18 protein-coding genes are annotated in these 18256 nt (G+C 43.6%); 1 reads left to right on the plus strand and 17 read right to left on the minus strand.

The window, feature by feature from the left end; all coding sequences use genetic code 11:
- Positions 1 to 32 precede the first annotated feature (32 nt).
- The 15 genes from ACYH0O_RS23890 to ACYH0O_RS23960 form a co-directional block, all read right to left on the minus strand.
- Positions 33 to 587: a manganese efflux pump MntP gene (locus ACYH0O_RS23890; protein WP_149154813.1), complete on the minus strand. Its 555-nt coding sequence runs from the start codon at positions 585 to 587 to the stop codon at positions 33 to 35.
- Between the two features lie 146 nt (positions 588 to 733).
- A complete protein-coding gene (locus tag ACYH0O_RS23895) occupies positions 734 to 1774 on the minus strand; it encodes an L-threonylcarbamoyladenylate synthase (RefSeq protein WP_482630607.1) in 1041 nt (346 codons plus the stop codon).
- Between the two features lie 352 nt (positions 1775 to 2126).
- Positions 2127 to 2570 carry a GNAT family N-acetyltransferase gene (locus ACYH0O_RS23900; protein ID WP_482630608.1) on the minus strand — a complete coding sequence of 148 codons (444 nt, stop codon included), beginning with the start codon at positions 2568 to 2570 and terminating at the stop codon, positions 2127 to 2129.
- Between the two features lie 146 nt (positions 2571 to 2716).
- Positions 2717 to 3583, minus strand: a complete 867-nt coding sequence (spoIIR, locus tag ACYH0O_RS23905; RefSeq protein ID WP_482630609.1) for a stage II sporulation protein R — start codon at positions 3581 to 3583, stop codon at positions 2717 to 2719.
- 295 nt (positions 3584 to 3878) lie between these two features.
- Positions 3879 to 4751, minus strand: coding sequence for a peptide chain release factor N(5)-glutamine methyltransferase (gene prmC, locus ACYH0O_RS23910; protein ID WP_482630610.1), 873 nt, complete (start codon positions 4749 to 4751; stop codon positions 3879 to 3881).
- Positions 4751 to 5821, minus strand: a complete 1071-nt coding sequence (gene prfA, locus ACYH0O_RS23915) for a peptide chain release factor 1 (protein ID WP_148996332.1) — start codon at positions 5819 to 5821, stop codon at positions 4751 to 4753. Before prfA ends, prmC begins: the two co-directional genes overlap by 1 nt.
- A gap of 151 nt (positions 5822 to 5972) precedes the next feature.
- A complete protein-coding gene (locus tag ACYH0O_RS23920; protein WP_149154817.1) occupies positions 5973 to 6425 on the minus strand; it encodes a hypothetical protein in 453 nt (150 codons plus the stop codon).
- A gap of 150 nt (positions 6426 to 6575) precedes the next feature.
- Complete coding sequence (locus ACYH0O_RS23925) at positions 6576 to 7187, minus strand: thymidine kinase (protein WP_149154818.1); 612 nt, start codon at positions 7185 to 7187, stop codon at positions 6576 to 6578.
- Positions 7188 to 7499: 312 nt separating this feature from the next.
- Positions 7500 to 7712: a 50S ribosomal protein L31 gene (rpmE, locus tag ACYH0O_RS23930; protein ID WP_034765123.1), complete on the minus strand. Its 213-nt coding sequence runs from the start codon at positions 7710 to 7712 to the stop codon at positions 7500 to 7502.
- A gap of 220 nt (positions 7713 to 7932) precedes the next feature.
- Positions 7933 to 9195, minus strand: a complete 1263-nt coding sequence (rho, locus tag ACYH0O_RS23935) for a transcription termination factor Rho (protein ID WP_044340561.1) — start codon at positions 9193 to 9195, stop codon at positions 7933 to 7935.
- 481 nt (positions 9196 to 9676) lie between these two features.
- Positions 9677 to 10639, minus strand: coding sequence for a class II fructose-bisphosphatase (glpX, locus tag ACYH0O_RS23940; RefSeq protein ID WP_034765120.1), 963 nt, complete (start codon positions 10637 to 10639; stop codon positions 9677 to 9679).
- Between the two features lie 392 nt (positions 10640 to 11031).
- Positions 11032 to 12315, minus strand: a complete 1284-nt coding sequence (locus tag ACYH0O_RS23945; RefSeq protein ID WP_482630611.1) for a UDP-N-acetylglucosamine 1-carboxyvinyltransferase — start codon at positions 12313 to 12315, stop codon at positions 11032 to 11034.
- Between the two features lie 192 nt (positions 12316 to 12507).
- Positions 12508 to 13149, minus strand: coding sequence for a fructose-6-phosphate aldolase (gene fsa, locus ACYH0O_RS23950; protein ID WP_149154981.1), 642 nt, complete (start codon positions 13147 to 13149; stop codon positions 12508 to 12510).
- Positions 13150 to 13325: 176 nt separating this feature from the next.
- A complete protein-coding gene (gene fdaB / locus ACYH0O_RS23955; RefSeq protein WP_482630612.1) occupies positions 13326 to 14186 on the minus strand; it encodes a class IIb fructose-bisphosphate aldolase FdaB in 861 nt (286 codons plus the stop codon).
- Between the two features lie 180 nt (positions 14187 to 14366).
- A complete protein-coding gene (locus ACYH0O_RS23960; protein WP_148971206.1) occupies positions 14367 to 14729 on the minus strand; it encodes a response regulator in 363 nt (120 codons plus the stop codon).
- Positions 14730 to 14932: 203 nt separating this feature from the next.
- On the opposite strand from ACYH0O_RS23960, the gene ACYH0O_RS23965 reads away from it, so the two are divergent.
- Positions 14933 to 15466 (plus strand): DUF2529 domain-containing protein, encoded by a 534-nt coding sequence (locus ACYH0O_RS23965; RefSeq protein ID WP_482630613.1) that lies wholly within the window; start codon positions 14933 to 14935, stop codon positions 15464 to 15466.
- 281 nt (positions 15467 to 15747) lie between these two features.
- On the opposite strand, the gene ACYH0O_RS23970 is transcribed toward ACYH0O_RS23965, so the two are convergent.
- Both ACYH0O_RS23970 and ACYH0O_RS23975 read right to left on the minus strand, forming a co-directional pair.
- A complete protein-coding gene (locus ACYH0O_RS23970) occupies positions 15748 to 16737 on the minus strand; it encodes an ABC transporter permease (RefSeq protein ID WP_482630614.1) in 990 nt (329 codons plus the stop codon).
- Entirely contained in the window at positions 16706 to 18241 is a 1536-nt protein-coding gene (locus tag ACYH0O_RS23975) for a sugar ABC transporter ATP-binding protein (RefSeq protein ID WP_482630615.1), read from the minus strand. Before ACYH0O_RS23975 ends, ACYH0O_RS23970 begins: the two co-directional genes overlap by 32 nt.
- Between the last annotated feature and the right edge of the window lie 15 nt (positions 18242 to 18256).

Genomic DNA, 18256 nt, shown 5'->3' on the forward strand with positions numbered 1-18256 from the left:
ACTAAATCGCAACCTCCAGGCCACCCTCCTTTTCACAACGGCAGCAGCAGCTTAATCCCAAATGCAAACAAAATACTTCCCCCAAGTGCCTCACTATATGTCCCGAGCACCCCCTGAAATTTTCGGCCAATGAATAAACCCGCCCATGTCAACACCGTCGCCGCTATTCCAAAACAGAAAAGGGCAACCGCTGTCCTGGCGCCGAATATCCCTAAGGTCAATCCAACGGAAAAGCTATCCAGGCTTACACTCAAAGCAAAGAGCACTAAACCAAATCCTACTGGAGAAATGAGCGTCGTCTCCTCTTCTTTAAAGCTGGACATGAACATTTGTATTCCTAATACAATCAAAAGGAGCCCACCGGCATACCCTGCAAAGGCACCGAACGTTTCTGATAAAAATTTCCCCGTCATCATCCCGAGCATGGGCATCCAGACATGAAAGATCCCGACGACCAAGCCTATATAAAAAATTTGCTTTAATCTCAGCTGAAACATACCCATCCCGATCCCGATTGAAAAGGCATCCATCCCAAGAGCAAATGCCATTAACATCAAGGTAATCAGTTCTCCAATAATCGTTGTCATTTTTGTTTTTTCCCCCTCCGGACATGCCTACAGAACAAATTTATGCACGTCCAAAGGGAAATAGAATGATAATTGGGTTTGAAGATTGGGCATTATTGACTCAAACAAAAAACCCCTACAGTTCTTTCAAACCATAGGGGTAACCATTATCCTTTTATCACCCGGTACCCGGCAGCTTTCTGAAGCCGGTTCATAATCGCCAGTCCGACCCCTTCCTCAGGAAACCTTTCGGCAAAAATAATATCAACATCATTTTTATTAAAAGCACGCAGCGTATCGTAAAGATTTCGAGCGACTGTTGAAAGGTCCTCTCTCCTACCAACCGAGAGAATGACGTCTGCCTGGAAATCATCCATGAATTCTTCCGTTGTTAACACACCCACTTTGAGACCCTCTGCTTTTTTGTTATCTACTAATTTCTGAAGATCTGCCCTTGTACCATCAACTAAATACACAGGAGCATCAGGTGCGTAGTGCGTATATTTCATGCCAGGGGATTTCGGAGCCCCCTTTCCTTCTTTTAAAGAAGAATCCACATCCACTCTACCGACAACTTCTTCCAGCTGTTCTATCGTGACTCCTCCGGGACGTAAAACAAACGGGCTTGGTCCAGTACAATCCACTACTGTCGATTCCACACCTATACCCGTTTCGCCTCCATCGACCACCCCTGCAATCAGGCCTCCCAAATCGTCGATGACATGCTGAGCCGTTGTTGGACTTGGTTTTCCTGAACGGTTCGCACTAGGGGCCGCAATCGGGAGTCCAGAAGCTTCAATGATTGCCAAGGCAACTGGGTGATCTGGCATCCGGATCCCCACACTCGGTAATCCCGCTGTTACCTTTTCAGATAATACGTTTTCCTTATTTTTAAATATAATCGTTAAAGGACCCGGCCAAAAAGCATCTACAAGTTTCGCTGCATCCTCAGGAATATCCTCCACCAATTCTTCCAACTGATCTAAACTTGATATGTGGACAATCAGTGGATTATCCGATGGTCTTCCCTTCGCTTCGAAGATTTTCTCCACGGCTGTATCCGATTTTGCATTGGCACCCAGACCATAAACCGTCTCTGTCGGGAATGCCACCACTTCATTCTGTTGAAGAATCTTCGCGACATCCACAATTTGTGGATAACTTTCATAATTATCCACATCACTTTCCACAATCCAATGTTTCATCATTTCCGTCATCCACCTTCTATTATCAACACTCATTTCTGTGTATAGATACAGAATTAACAAGCGTTCAACTACTTTACTCTTTTGAAAGTATAAAAGAAACCCCACAAATTCTCAAGTATTGTCCACAAAACGTGAATAGTAATCTACAAACTGTGGATAAACCTGTGGATTGTGTGAATAATTCTGAAAAAAGAGATATTTACGTTAGTGACTGGCACCTAACGTATTTGTTCGAATTTTACACATAAAAAAACTGAATCATTTCTCAATAAAAATGATTCAGCCTACTAACAGACTACTATCGGAAAATAATTTCTTCTAGTTGGAATTTGTCGAAACCCCTCATATCAACCTAAAGGTCAAGCCTCATCGTAATACAGTTATCCACAGTGGATAACTTTTGAGCGTGAACAAACTTCTGCAACTCATCCACAAAAGGCTCATTTTCCTGTTGAAAACCTAGCAGGTCAAAGAAGTTCAGCGATGCTTTTCGATTGGAGATCAAGTAAAGACGCGTAAGTTCTTTTTCTTTCGCCAATTTTAATATTTCTTGGAAAAGAGCAAACAATTCTTCACTTTCAAAAGATGAAGTCACAACGAGGGAGCGAAGAAGCCCGATCTTCTCTTGGATCTCAATACCGAGAGTCCCAATTAACTGGTTGTCTGAGTCTTCCACTACTAAAAAACAATCAATACTATTTTTAATGCCTTCTGTGCTTAATCCTGCTTTCATTAAGAAGGCGACAACTTCATGGATATCTTCCTGTGTTGCTTGGCGAATCACTTTTAACATCAAAATTCATCCTCCCTTTTCTATCATCCCTTAATGTTAATGTATGAGGGGAAAAAGAGAATAGAACAAGTTGTTGTGAAAAATACTAGAACGATAGATTTCCTTCGAACATAAAAAAGCTCCATCTCAGGTGGATGAAGCTCTACGTTTTACTTATTGAATAATCCTTTGAAAAAATCGACTACGAAGAATCGAACTTCTACTTCTTCCTCCTCTCCTTCTTCAACAAAGACTGGCTGTTCTTGTACTGACGCCGTTTCAACCTCAGGAAGTGCTTCTTTCTTAGGCTCTTCAACAACTACTGTTTCTTCCGTCGCTGCCGCTTCCACTGTTTCCATCTCGACGTCTTTATAGGCAATAACATCTTCCTTGACGACTTCAGGAGATTGCGTTTCTACTGCTTCAGTACTTAAATCCATTTCTGGAGTTTCATCAACTTCATCTTCTGGATCCACTTCAGTAACCTCATTCCCACTCGCTTCCACTTTCGTTTCAAATCCAGGGCTTCTTACTGCATTTCCAGTCGAGAAATCAAGGAAGCATAGAGGAGGATAAAGAACACACCACCAGTTTGCTCCTTCTCCTGCACCCAGTGTGATCAACACCGCTTCATACTCTCCTGCAGGGTACAAATACTGACCATATAATTTAGTAGGGAACTCAACTTTTCCGAAATCAATTTTTACTGATTGTTCCAAGCCTTGCTCAGCGACAACCTGTTCTGCAATCTCCTGTAGCTGTGGCAAGCCTGCTTGAATCACTTTTTTCGCTTCATCCTGCGATGTAAGAGTCGCCACCCAATTCGTAATCTCTTTATTCACTTCATCACGAACGAGTCTTTTCACATTTTGGTCCTGCTCCAAATCACTATTTGCCAGAATCCGCAGTCGAATCGCTTCTTCCGGAATCACCATCGTCTCCTGAGCCGCCAGTTCCTGCTTCGGTATATATAAACTTAGAATCGTTCCTAATGATAGAATCAAGATATACAATAAAACCGTATGTTTTGTTTTCATTTCCTCTCCCCCTCAGTAAAACAGTCTAGTCAAAAAGGGGAAATCTTAAACTAGTAAAATAACATTTTTGTTAGGAAAATATGCTGAACTCTGTTTTGAAAATAAAACTCTATTTTTGAAAATAAAAGGGCGAAAGTTGAAAATAAATGTGACGGCGAGGAAAATCGATCAATAATGATCCTCCAAATTTACTCCATTCGCACTCCAGCCAACCTAAAAACTCACGAATTCATTCCAAACATTTCATTTTCCACAAAAAAACACCCCCGATCACACGAATCGAGGGCCAACATCTTTATTTTCTCTCGCAAAACACCATTCGATCTTTCCCGTTGATATCATGGACAACTTCCACTTCTGCATCAGGAAATGTATCCCGAAGTAAGTCAGCCACCGTCTCGCCCTGTCCGATTCCCACTTCGAAACCGATCATACATTTTTCCTTCATGACCAACGGCAGTTCATCCATAAATCTCTTGTACAAATCATAGCCATCTTCCCCGCCAAACAAAGCGAGTTCAGGCTCATGATCAACGACTACATCTGATAGCGTTTCACGATCTGTCAGGGGAATATATGGTGGATTCGATAAAAGGATATCGAGTTTCACGCCTTCTTCAATTAAAGACTGCAGTAAGTTCCCTTCAAAAAAGCGAACCTCCGCACCGAGTCTCTCACTATTTTCACAGGCAACAGCCAGCGCTTCACGAGAAATATCCACAGCCATCATATCTAGAGGCAAACGATCCGCCTCAAGCTTCAACGTAATAGCAATCGCTCCACTACCCGTTCCAACATCAGCAGCTTGCAAAGGAGTGTCCCCAACACTAAACAGACCCCTCATTTTCTTCAATCCATAATAGATCAGTTCTTCTGTTTCAGGTCTCGGAATCAGCACATGCTCATTCACCACAAACTCCCGACCATAAAACTCCTCCATTCCAATAATATGCTGAATCGGCACTCCACCAACATGCCGGCTAATCCCATCCTGGAATTCTTCCCACTTTTCTTGAGGGACGGACCTCCGCTGTTCAGCCAACAGTTGGGAACGGGACATCCCTACTAAATGCCGCAAATAGATTTCTCCCACATTTTCATCACGGCCATTTTCGACTAAAAAAGAAGAAGCCCATTTTAGGGCTTCAAATATGGTAACAGTCGTCACTATTCTTCCAGTCTCTCAAGAAGTTTGGATTGATCCTCGATGATTAACGCATCGATGACTTCATCCATCTTCCCTTCAAGAATTTGGTCAAGCTTTTGAATCGTCAATCCGATACGATGATCCGTGACGCGGTTTTGTGGGAAATTGTACGTACGGATACGTTCGGAACGGTCACCTGTACCAACGGCTGATTTACGGTTTGCATCGTATTCGGCTTGAACTTCACGTTGGAATTTATCGTAAACGCGGGCACGCAATACTTTCATTGCTTTCTCTTTGTTCTTGATCTGCGACTTTTCATCCTGACATGAAACGACTACACCTGTCGGCATGTGAGTCAGACGCACAGCAGACATGGTTGTATTAACACTTTGTCCTCCCGGGCCACTGGATGCGAAGGTATCGACACGGATATCTTTGTCGTGAATATCCACTTCGACTTCTTCTGCTTCCGGCAGACAGGCAACCGTTGCGGTCGACGTATGAATACGTCCGCCGGATTCGGTTTCAGGTACACGTTGCACACGGTGTGCCCCGTTTTCGTATTTCATTTTGGAGAATGCGCCATTTCCGTTGATCATAAAGATGATTTCTTTATATCCACCAACGCCAGTCGAGTTCGCTTCCATCACTTCGGTCTTCCAACCTTGTGATTCTGCATAGCGGCTGTACATACGGTATAAATCACCTGCAAACAGTGCTGCTTCATCTCCACCCGCAGCACCACGGACCTCCATGATTACGTTCTTATCATCGTTCGGGTCTTTCGGGATCAATAATATTTTCAGACGAGCTTCGAGAGCTTCAATCTGCTCTTCAAGCTCTGAAACTTCTTCTTTCACCATTTCACGCATATCAGCATCAAGCTTATCATCCAGCATCGCCTTAGCGTCTTTATACTGCCCAGTAAGTTCTTTATATTCTCGATATGCTTCTACCGTTGCTTGGATGTCTGATTGCTCTTTCGAATAATCTCTTAGCTTCTTTGGGTCATTCACAATTTCTGGATCACTCAATAGCTCATTTAACTTATCATAGCGATCTTCCACTGCTTGTAAACGATCGAACACAGCTATTCACCTCAATTTTAGTCCATAACAGTCTAATTATATTATATGGTGTATGTAAACACAAGGAGGATCGGGAATAAGCAGAAGGCAGAAACGAGTGGATTTTATGTAGAAGGCAAGCAGATCAGCATCCAGACCTGCTTGCACTTTTTTATCTTTCGGTGATTTTCACATTTACATTGTACCTTGGAATGGCTTTTTCTAATCTCTCTTTTAACATCGCTTCTTCTTTATCCGTCTCAGCCATACTCATTTCATTTTGAGTATGGGCCGTCACCCACATTTGTTCGCCATTGATCCACACTTCATCTGGTTCGAAGTTGGAATACTCCCTCACAACCTCACGTGCTTTATCTTCATACACACCAATTGTCGTCGATGTTGTGCCTGGTGAGTTCGTCAGGTTAGGGAAGTTCGGGTTTTCATTTGTCGTGTTTCTGACGCTTCTATCTTGACGATCATTCCTATCATCATTTCGATTATCAATGAATCGGGTCCCATTTTGATCCTCGTGCATACCGAATTCGGATTCCTGATTCACTCCACACGCGGTGATTAAAATGAAGAATACTGTAAAGGATAAAACTAATACTAATTTTTTCATACTTTCACACCTCCTGCTTTTTAGGATTTCCCACAGGAAAGCGCTTATTCATACAAAAGTCAGGGTGGTTGTTCATTACTTATAAGGCTCGGCAAATGGCCATAACCAGAAAGAAAAAAAGCCCCAAACTGGGACTTTTCATTTACATATTTATACTTCCTTCACCATATCAGGTGTAACGCTCATTCCAGTGGGAACTTCATGGTGATGACGGCATCTTGGCTCATAGGCTTCAGATGCACCCACCAGGATGACGGGATCATCGTAGCAAGCTGGTTCGCCATTGATTAATCGTTGTGTTCGACTTGCGGGAGAGCCGCATACTGCACAAACGGCTTGAAGTTTTGTCACTTGTTCGGCAATGGACATTAAGTCCGGCATTGGACCGAATGGTTCTCCGCGGAAATCCTGATCAAGTCCTGCTATGATGACACGATATCCACTGTTTGCTAATTTTTGAACGACCTCTACAATGCCTTCGTCAAAAAATTGAACCTCATCAATAGCAACGACATCCACCTCTGGATTCAGGTCATCAAGGATCACATGTGAACCCTCGACTGCTTTGGCGATGACAGAGGTACCATTATGAGATACAACCGACTCATCACTATAGCGATTATCTAGTTTTGGCTTATACACAGCAATTTCCTGTTTAGCAAATTGAGTGCGTCTTACCCGGCGGATCAGTTCCTCGGATTTTCCTGAGAACATGCTGCCGCAAATGACTTCTACCCAACCCGTTTGTTTCATGACATACACGAAAGCGCCTCTCCTTCCTTATGCAATATTCTATAATAAAACAGTCTGACTGTTAGTGAAAACGGACCACTCTTTAGTATAAAGCATTCCTTTATGTACGGGAAAAATGCTCAGAATTCAGTAATTTGGCAGAAAAAAAGAGGCACAGCTCAATTGGAACTGCCTCTATTTCTTCAACCATTTGCTTTAAAGAGAATAAAAAACAGGCAAGCATGAAGATCCTTGCCTGTTTTTCTAATAGAAGAGAAGTGCCAATCTCATTCGTTTATGCCTTACGCACAAAGAAATTCGAAATGGTCTTCCAGCTCTTCATTATTGTTGTTGATTTTTAAGACCGTATTTTTTGTTGAAACGGTCAACACGTCCACCAGCGTCAGCGAATTTCTGACGTCCTGTGTAGAATGGATGGCATTCAGAACATACCTCAACGCGCATTTCTTCCGCTACAGAACCAGTTTCAAATTCGTTACCGCAAGCACAGCTAACTTTGATCGTGTTGTACTTAGGATGAATTCCTGATTTCATTTCTTTCATCTCCTTCCGCCCTGAATCATCTGAAACAGAGTAATTTATTACGAAGATATATGTGATATGAGCATAAGCATGAGAGTTATAGCCAGCCCCTTACCACATCCATTTTTTAAAACACATTGACACTATTATAACAAGGACAAGTGATATTTGCAACCTGTAAAATTGGAAGTTACAGACATAACTCTCCTCAAAAAATCATTCGATTATTAGATTAACGCTTCTTCGACTCTTCTGTCAATACGTTGAAAAACTCTTCATTCGTCTTCGATTGCTTCAGCTTGCGCATAAGCTTTTCAGCGAAATCAGGCTGATCGGACATCGCTTTACGGATCGCCCATAGCTTTTCAAGATGATCCGGTTTGATAAGAAGTTCTTCTCGACGTGTTCCGGAACGACGGATGTCGATGGCCGGGAAGATACGTCTTTCAGCAAGAGAACGATCAAGATGAAGTTCTAAGTTCCCTGTTCCTTTGAACTCTTCATATATCACATCGTCCATACGGGATCCTGTATCCACTAACGCTGTTGCGAGAACCGTTAAGCTTCCGCCTTCTTCAATGTTACGTGCAGCACCAAAGAATCGCTTTGGACGGTGGAATGCAGCAGGGTCAATACCTCCGGAAAGAGTTCGTCCACTTGGCGGGATGACCAGGTTATAAGCACGTGCCAAACGAGTGATACTATCCATCAGGATAATGACATCACGCTTGTGCTCCACTAAACGCATAGCGCGCTCAAGAACAAGTTCTGCCACTTTGATGTGGTTTTCCGGCACCTCATCGAAGGTAGAGCTTACGACTTCTGCTTCTACCGAACGTTCGATATCCGTTACTTCCTCTGGACGCTCATCGATCAGAAGAATGATTAATTCCGCTTCAGGATGATTCGTTGTGATCGAGTTCGCGATTTCTTTGATCAGCATCGTCTTACCTGCTTTAGGTGGCGCTACGACTAATCCACGTTGTCCAAAACCGACAGGCGCTATAAGATCCATGATACGCGTTGAGATTTTGTTTGGAGTTGTCTCAAGTTTCATTTGACGGTCAGGATATAAAGGCGTCAAACCAGGGAAATGGACACGTTCTTTCGCAGATTCCGGCTCTTCTCCATTGACCATTTCAACATGAAGCAGTCCGAAATAGCGCTCGTTTTCCTTCGGAGGGCGCACTTTTCCCGATACCTTATCCCCGTTACGAAGATCGAAACGGCGGATCTGTGAAGCAGAAATATAAATATCCTCAGAGCTTGGAGAATAGTTGATCGGTCGTAAGAAACCGAAGCCCTCTGATTGGATGATTTCAAGAACACCTTCCATAAAGAAGAAGCCTTCTTGTTCTGCACGAACTTTAAGGATAGCGAAAATCAATTCTTTTTTTGTTAATTTACTATAATAAGAAACTTTGTATTGTTTGGCTAGCTCGTAAAGCTCTTTAAGCTTCATATTTTCTAAGCTAGAGATTGTTAACTCTTCCATCATGACACCACGCTTTATTAATTTGTCCTACCTTAAAATAAAACTTTGTTGTTATTTTTCACGAGAGAGTAGAGGTTGATTTCCGCTACAGGATGCTCGCTTTCCGCGGGGCGTGAGTTGAGCACCTTCCGCTACAATCAACTTACTTTTAATCTCTTTCACAAATAAATATCTATCTTTTAGAAAAGAGCCAAATATGGGTAGATTTTTCTAAAAATGAAGAAATATGTTGAAGCATAAACTAATAGAAAAAATGCTGAAGATAAAACCTTATCTATTGTAACCATACTTTTAATCAAGAATCAATGACTGGGTAAAAAAAGGAAGGTAATTTTGTAGATAGGCAGCATTTTTTCACCTATGAAGAAAAAAAGTGAGTGATAAGAGTGGTCATGGGCAGAAATGGTAAGACACTCTGCCCATCCCTCATCTCTTATTAAGAAGAGTTGGTTTCTCTCTCTGTGTTACTTATATCTATTTATTATCTCATGACCAGGTTTGGCTTTTTCTGAAGACTGTGGCGGCCGTCTATGAAGCGAACGGTCCCAGACTTCGCACGCATAACGACAGAATGAGTCAATCCGTATGTCCCTTTAAGCTGAACACCTCTTAACAGTTCACCATCCGTTACACCTGTTGCCGCAAAGATCGCATCGTCACCGCATACGAGGTCTTCCATTCGAAGGATCTTGTCCACATCCAGCCCCATGCTGATACAGCGTTGCAGTTCGGCATCGTTCTGTGGTAAAAGCTTTCCTTGAATTTCTCCACCTAAGCATTTCAGCGCAACGGCAGCAAGTACTCCCTCTGGAGCCCCACCGGATCCGAATAATATATCGACACCTGTATGATCGAATGCTGTGTTCATAGCTCCTGCTACGTCACCATCATTGATCAGTTTGATACGGGCTCCAGCTTCTCTCAGCTGCTGGATGATATGCTCGTGTCGAGGACGATTTAAGACGGTTGCAACTACGTCTTCGATGTCCTTGTTCTTTGCTTTTGCAACGGCTTTCAGATTATCGATAACAGAAGCATTGATATCAATTTCCCCAACCGCTTCTGGTCCTACTGCGATTTTATCCATATACATATCCGGTGCGTTCAGTAGGTTTCCGTGGTCTGCCACCGCTAACACCGCCAGTGCATTCCAGCCTCCGGAAGCAACGATATTCGTTCCTTCCAACGGATCGACGGCCACATCTACACGTGGGCCATAGCCTGTCCCTAGTTTCTCACCGATGTAAAGCATTGGAGCTTCATCCATTTCACCTTCACCGATAACAACTGTTCCCTTCATCGGTACTGTATCGAATACATCGCGCATGGCAGAGGTTGCAGCATCATCTGCTTCATCCTTCTTACCGCGACCCATCCAGCGTGCTGATGCAAGGGCAGCCCCTTCTGTTACTCGAACAAGCTCCATTGATAAACTTCTTTCCATGTATATAGCCTCCCGTATTCCCTTTTGTTTTACAATATTCTTTAATTGTATAACATATTTACAGATTTATTGTAACACATTGAAGCGTTTAGAGAGACTTTTTTTCGAAAAAAGTAGGACACAATGGTTCATTCAGTCGAAAAAGAACTGGTCATATTGGAAATATTTAAGGAAATTAACAAAAAGCGAGTAATGGTTGATTTCCACTCCAGGGTGCTCGCTTTCCGCGGGGCGGGCGGTGAGCCTCCTCGGCTTCGCCTGCGGGGTCTCACCTGTCCCGCTTCTCCCGCAGGAGTCGAGCACCCTTCCGTTCCAATCAACTTAGTTTTAAATGTTTTACCATTACTCCTAATGGAAAAAAATCATCTTTACAATAGTACAACTTTAAGAAACTACGACTTCATTTGCTCCAATTCTTCCGCAGACATCTTTTCACGCCAGATTGTCGCTCCAAGGCCTTCGAGTTTGGCAACGAGGTCGCTGTATCCGCGATCGATATGCTCTAGGCCGGTTACTTCTGTCACACCTTCTGCCATTAAGCCGGCGATGACAAGAGCCGCTCCTGCTCGCAGGTCACTTGCTTTCACTTTGGCACCTTGTAATTGTACAGGTCCATTGACGATGGCCGAGCGACCTTCCACCTTGATCGTCGCATTCATTCTTCTCAGTTCATCGATATGCTTGAAGCGGGCTGAATAGATGGTATCCGTTACGACAGCAGAACCTTCTGCCCGGTTCAATAACGTGGTGAACGGCTGCTGCAGATCTGTTGGGAATCCTGGATACACCAATGTTTTCACATCAACGGATTTGAGCTTGTCCGCTCTTCCGATGTAGATCTGGTCGTCGTTTGTTTCAACGGGTACGTCCATTTCACGAAGCTTGGCGATGACTGATTCCATATGTAATGGGATAACGTTGTCAACGAGTACGCCTTTACCGACTGCTGCTGCAAGGATCATGAACGTTCCCGCTTCAATACGGTCAGGAATGATTGTGTGACGGCAGCCGTGAAGCTCGTCCACACCATCAATGCGGATCACATCGGTTCCTGCCCCTTTGATCTTCGCACCCATATTACTTAGTAATGTAGCTACGTCAATGATCTCAGGTTCTTTTGCCGCATTTTCAATGATCGTTCTGCCTTTTGCACGTACAGCGGCAAGCATGATGTTGATCGTTGCTCCTACACTGACGACGTCCAGGTAAATACGGGCACCCCTTAATTCTTCGGCACGCAAATAAATCGCACCCTGTTCATTCGTCACTTCTGCTCCGAGAGCTTCGAAGCCTTTAATATGCTGGTCAATCGGACGTGGACCAAGGTGACATCCACCCGGTAATCCGATGACTGCTTTTTTGAATCGTCCAAGCATCGCTCCCATTAAATAATAAGAGGCACGAAGCTTTTTCACCTTCCCGCTCGGTAAAGGCATGGACACCATTTGACTTGGATCTACACTCATATCCCCATCTTCCAAGTTGACGGATCCACCGATCTCTTCTAATAGATCTTTCAGTGTCCGCACATCAGAGATGTCTGGTAACCCTTCGATTGTGACTGGTGAATCAGCAAGAATGGTTGCCGGGATCAAGGCTACCGCACTATTTTTGGCCCCACTGACTTTAATGGTTCCTTCAAGGGGATAACCTCCTGCAATTTTTAGCTTTTCCATATTAAACTCCCTTCCACTGTTCATTGATGAGGAAGCCCCATTGGCTGTCAGACTCCGCACACCAAAAACAAAAAGGATTATTTTTCCAAAAGAAGACGTTCTAAGAAGTATTGTCTACTAGTTTATACATATTTCGTCAAAACATGTATAGAACTTACGAATTTTTTTCTCGTTGGACCAATTGACTTAAGTTTAGCGGTTGTTCCAATCATTCAGGAATGCATCGATTCCTTTATCCGTAAGGGGATGCTGGAACAATTGCTTCAATACTTTCAAAGGCACTGTCGCAATATGTGCCCCTCTTAAGGCAGCTTCTGTAATATGTTGTGGATGACGGGTCGATGCCGCAATGATTTCTGTTTCCAGGCCGTGAATCGCAAAGATTTCGGCGATTTTTGAAACAAGCTCAAGACCATCGTGGCCGATATCATCTAATCTTCCTAAAAAAGGCGAAACATACGTCGCACCAGCACGAGCCGCTAAAAGCGCCTGGTTCGCACTGAAAATCAGCGTCACATTTGTCTTAATTCCTTCTTTAGCAAAAGTAGATGTCGCTCTCAAGCCATCCGGCGTCATCGGAAGCTTAACCGTAATGTTAGGCGCGATCTTTGCAAGCTCCCTTCCCTCTTTGATCATTCCTTCAGCGTCTGTCGCGATAACTTCAGCGCTTACAGAACCTGGGACTAAATCTGTGATTTCTTTTAAACGATCTTCAAATGTTACATTTTTTTCTTTCGCTACAAGCGACGGATTCGTTGTGACTCCTGAAAGAATACCCCATTCAAATGCTTCTTGAATTTCACTCATGTTTGCTGTATCTATGAAAAACTTCATTTTCTCTACCCCATTTTCGACAAAATTTTCAATCATCTTCTAATGAACGGAAGGGACTGACCCAAAAAGGTATCAACCCTTTCCTGGTGCCAGTCCCATCCTACAGCTTCATTCTATTTCTACCACATTCGGAAAGCCTGTAATCTAACACAAAGGACTTTCCAAACATTACCTATTTATTTAGCTTGGTTAGAAGAACCAAATTCGCGCATTTTGCCAGCAACTGTCGCTTTGATCGCTTCACGGGCAGGACCCATGTATTTACGTGGATCATATACTTCTGTGTCAGCTGCAAGTACTTCACGTACCGCTTTAGCAGAAGCAATTTGGTTTTCAGTGTTTACGTTGATTTTAGCTGTTCCGTAAGAGATCGCTTTTTGGATGTCTTTTGTCGGAATTCCAGTACCACCGTGAAGTACTAGAGGTACTCCAGTCGCTGCACCGATTTCTTCCATTTCTTTGAATCCAAGATTCGGTTCACCTTTGTAAGGACCGTGAACAGAACCAAGTGCAGGAGCTAGTGTATCGATACCAGTACGCTCTACCAATTCTTGACACTCTTTAGGATCTGCATAAATAACGCCATCTGCTACTACGTCATCCTCTTGCCCACCAACAGTTCCAAGCTCAGCTTCAACAGAAACACCTTTAGAGTGGGCATATTCAACCACTTTAGAAGTGATTTCAATGTTTTCCTCGAAAGGACCGTGAGAAGCGTCGATCATGACAGAAGTGAAACCTGCATCGATTGCTTCTTTACATTTGTCATAGCTTGAACCATGGTCTAAGTGAATAGCCACAGGTACTGTGACGTTTAAGTCTTCCATAAGACCTTCAACCATTTTCACAACTGTTTTGAAGCCGCTCATGTAACGTGCTGCCCCTTCAGAAACACCAAGAATGACAGGTGATTTTTCTTCTTCAGCAGCTTGTAGGATCGCTTGAGTGAACTCAAGGTTATTCAGGTTGAATTGACCTACCGCATAGCTGTTTTCTTTTGCTTGAATTAGCATGTCTTTCATTGAAACTAAAGGCATAGTAATTTCCTCCTTTTATTCAGTCAGTGAACCATTCTAGTAGAAATGGCGGTGTTATTTATAGCACCATGTGACATTGTTTACAATTTCACTTGTATCATACCAAAACAGAATTGATTTTACCAACTGCAGAGGCGAATTGATAAAAATACTACTATTTTCACTATTCAAATAATACTATCAAGCTGGAATATATTGTTTCACAGCCTGCCTGATGTCGTCGATATCAAACGGTTTCGCAAAGTGAGTAAGCGCTCCCAGATCCTTTGCTTCCTGAATCATGTCCAGTTCCCCGTACGCAGTCATAATAATGACGCGGATATCTGCATCCTTCTGCTTCATTCTCTTCAAAATTTCGATCCCATCCATACCCGGAATTTTCATATCCAGCAAAACCAAATCAGGGGAATGCTGATCTACAATTTCAAGCGCCTGGATTCCGTTCGCTGCCTGAAATGTTTGGTAGCCTTCCTTTTGTAACACTTCATTTAATAGAATCCTAATACCAAATTGATCGTCTACAATAAGAATTTTCTCGTTCATCCGTCTCAATCCCCTTCGTATTAAAGTAAATTATGTATTACTGAGCTAAATAACCGACTAATAATTGTATATTTATTACTAATTCTCTTTTTACTGTAAAAAATCCTGCTTCTAATCAAGATTTTACTTAAGACCTTTTTCCCCTTTATAATAAGCGTTACGATGACAAATGTCGAAGCAAATATATAAGGAGAGTTTATTCCATGATAAAAATGTTCACGACACAGTTAACTGGACTGTTCAAACGCATTTATGATAAGCAGGAATTCGAAATCGAAGACGGTGCCCGCCTGCTGGCTCAAGCCGCCATCGGACAAGGAAATATCTATATTAAGGGCTACGGGGAAATGGAAGCTGTCACAGCCGAGGCCTTGTTTGGAGCTGAACCTCTTCCTTCCGCTAAAAGATACAATGGTTCCATCCCGCTGACGGAAGCTGATCGAGTATTAGTCGTCAGCCGTTTTTCAACTGATGAGGATGCCGTGGAGTTAGGGAAAAAACTGGCTGATGAAGGTGTCCCATTCGCGGCAGTCTCTGGGTTGGTAGAGGGTGAAGAGAATGAAGAGAATCTGGTGGACTTAGCCGATGTTCATTTAGATACGAAAGTGATCAAGGGCATGCTTCCAGGCGATGAGATCGGTGAGCGGGTGAGCTTTCCTTCCAGCATGGCGGCCCTTTATCTTTATTTTGCCCTTGGGTTTGTGATCCGTGAGATGTTGGAGGAGTTTGAGGAGTAGAAGATAGGCCCGTTCCTGGTTGGGGGACGGGTTTTTTAATGATATGTTCTGATAGACGCACTCCGCGAAAGTTGTCGTTCATTGTAGAACGATCGATATCTTGAAAATAAGGTTGATATAATGAAAGAACGGTTGATAAAACGATATGAAGGTTGATAAATTCCGATAACGGTCGATAACCTTTCCCATACACATTTCTACTGGATTCCATGTGGCACCAAAGGTTGATTTTCACAAAAAAAAGAGAGGCACCATTAAAAGGCCCTCTCCCCACAACAAATTCAAGCCCCACGCACCTTCCTGGCATGCACATACGTCACTGCCAATGCCAATACCAGTACGCTTCCTTTAATTATTTCAAATGCATAGTATGGTAGATTCATCATCGTCAATCCATTCAGGAGGACTCCTATCAAGGCTGCCCCAAAGAAGGTTCCGAGGATATTCGGTTTTCCTGCACCCAAGACGGAAAAGCCGACAAACACAGCGGCGACTGCTTCCATCAGGAGCGGGGCACCGGCATCCATCTGTCCTGATCCGACCCGGGCCGTGAACAGGATTCCTCCAATCGATGCGAATATACCTGAGAGAACGTAGGCAATCAATTTCACCCGCGTCACTCTGACACCTGATAAGCGAGACGCTTCCGCGTTACCTCCTGTCATGTACAAAACGCGTCCCCATCTCGTGAAATGCATGATTACATAGACGATACCGACCAACACGAGCATGATCCATACCGGTACCGGCAATCCAAGCCACTTTCCCTGGCCGATCCAGAGGAAGGCTTCGGAAAATTCCCCAGGTGCTGTCCCACCAGTTGTCATCGGCATATTATTGTAGATCGAGTATCCTTCTGTATACGTCCGATGGACACCTGAAATGATATACATGGCCCCTAGTGTAGCAAGCAAATCCGGAATTCCAAACTTCACGATCAATAGCGAATTGAATAACCCGACTCCCGCTCCCACCAACAATGGAACAAGGAGCACGATCCACAACGGAGCTTCATACCAGACCATCAAAGAAGCCGTCACAACGGTAGACAGGGAAACCGTTGAACCCACTGACAAGTCAAAGCCATCCACGACAAGGGTAAAGGTAACCCCGATGGCGACCAATGTGACGATGGAAATTGAGCGGAGAATGTCTGATAGATTTCCATATGTGAAGAAAAATGGGTTATATAAGCTGAAAAATATAAGAATTGCGGCCATCAACACGATGGCACCGTATTTAAATAGTAAGTCGAGTATCTTGCCTTTCATGCGCTTGGATCCCTCCTGAAGCATAAAACAATATGAGTTCTTGAGTTGCTTCTTCTTTTGTCAGTGCTTTGACGATCCGGCCATCATACATGACGAGAATCCGGTCCGAGATCGCCAGGATTTCTTGTATTTCACAGGAAAAGTAGAGAATGCCCTTCTCTTTTTCTGCAAGGGATTGAATCAGAGAGAAGATCTCCTTCTTCGCTCCCACGTCCACACCCTTCGTCGGTTCATCAAATAAAAACACCGAAGCTTCATCTGAAAGCCACTTTCCGATTGAAACCTTCTGTTGATTTCCCCCACTTAAAAAGTTCGCCTGGATTCCTTCATGAGCGGTTTTTATTCCCAGGGATCGGATTTTTTCACGGGCCAGCTCACGTTCTTTGCGTCCGTTGATCCATAACCAGTTGGAAACTTTTCTTAAAGAAGGGAAGCTAAGGTTGTGCTGCACGGATTCATGAATGAACAACCCTTCTTTTCGTCTTTCTTCAGGTATAAGTGCCAGACCATTTTGAACGGCATCCCGGGGAGAGTGAATTCTGAGCTTCTTCCCTTTCAGAAAATGGTCACCCGATTCTACCTGAGATGCTCCAAATAAGGCTTTGGCAAGCTCGGTTTTTCCCGCTCCCACAAGTCCTACCACTCCGACTACTTCACTTGCTTTTACGGATAAATGGATATCCTTTACCTTTTGTCCATCTCCCAGCCCTTTCACTTCGTAAAGTGTTTCACCAATTGGCAGCCTTCTTTTCTGAAACTCTTCTCTATATGTTCCTCCAAGCATGGCTTCAATGATTTTCTGGGAGGTGGTATAGTGGGTTTCGTACGTTCCAATGGTCTCTCCGTCTCTCATGACTGTAATGCGATCCGAAAGCTCAAATACTTCAGGGAGTCTGTGAGAGATGAAGATGATCCCTACTCTCTCTTTCTTTAAATCTTCTATGACACGGAATAATTTTTCCGTCTCAGATGAACTCAATGGTGCCGTTGGTTCATCTAAAATCAATATTTTCGCTTTTTGAAGCAGGCTCCTGGCAATGAGCACCAGCTGCTTTTCAGCGAGACTTAAATGTGACGCAGGCTGCCCGAGGGGGATTGCTTCTGCCCCGATGCGTCTGAGTGCCTCCAACGCTTCTTTCTTTAATGACTTCTTTGTAATAAAGAAGGAGCCTTTTTGTGAGAACCGATCAAGGACGATATTTTCCGCTACAGATAGTTCAGGGACAATGGCCGTGTCCACTTCCTGGTATACGCAATGAATGCCATGCTCCTTCGCTTCTTTCGGAGATTGATAGTCTCTTTTCTCAGAGTGAAGGATGATGTCTCCGCTGTCCTGCACATAGGCTCCTGATAAAATCTTCATCAGCGTGCTTTTACCTGCACCATTCGCCCCCAACAGAGCATGAACCTCTCCCTCTTTCACATCGAAGCTTGCAGTCTTTATGGCTTTCACTCCTGAGAAGGTTTTATTGATATCAATCATTTCTAACAGTGGAGACGTCATCTCTTCTAACTCCTT

Source organism: Rossellomorea sp. H136 (genome assembly GCF_056838065.1).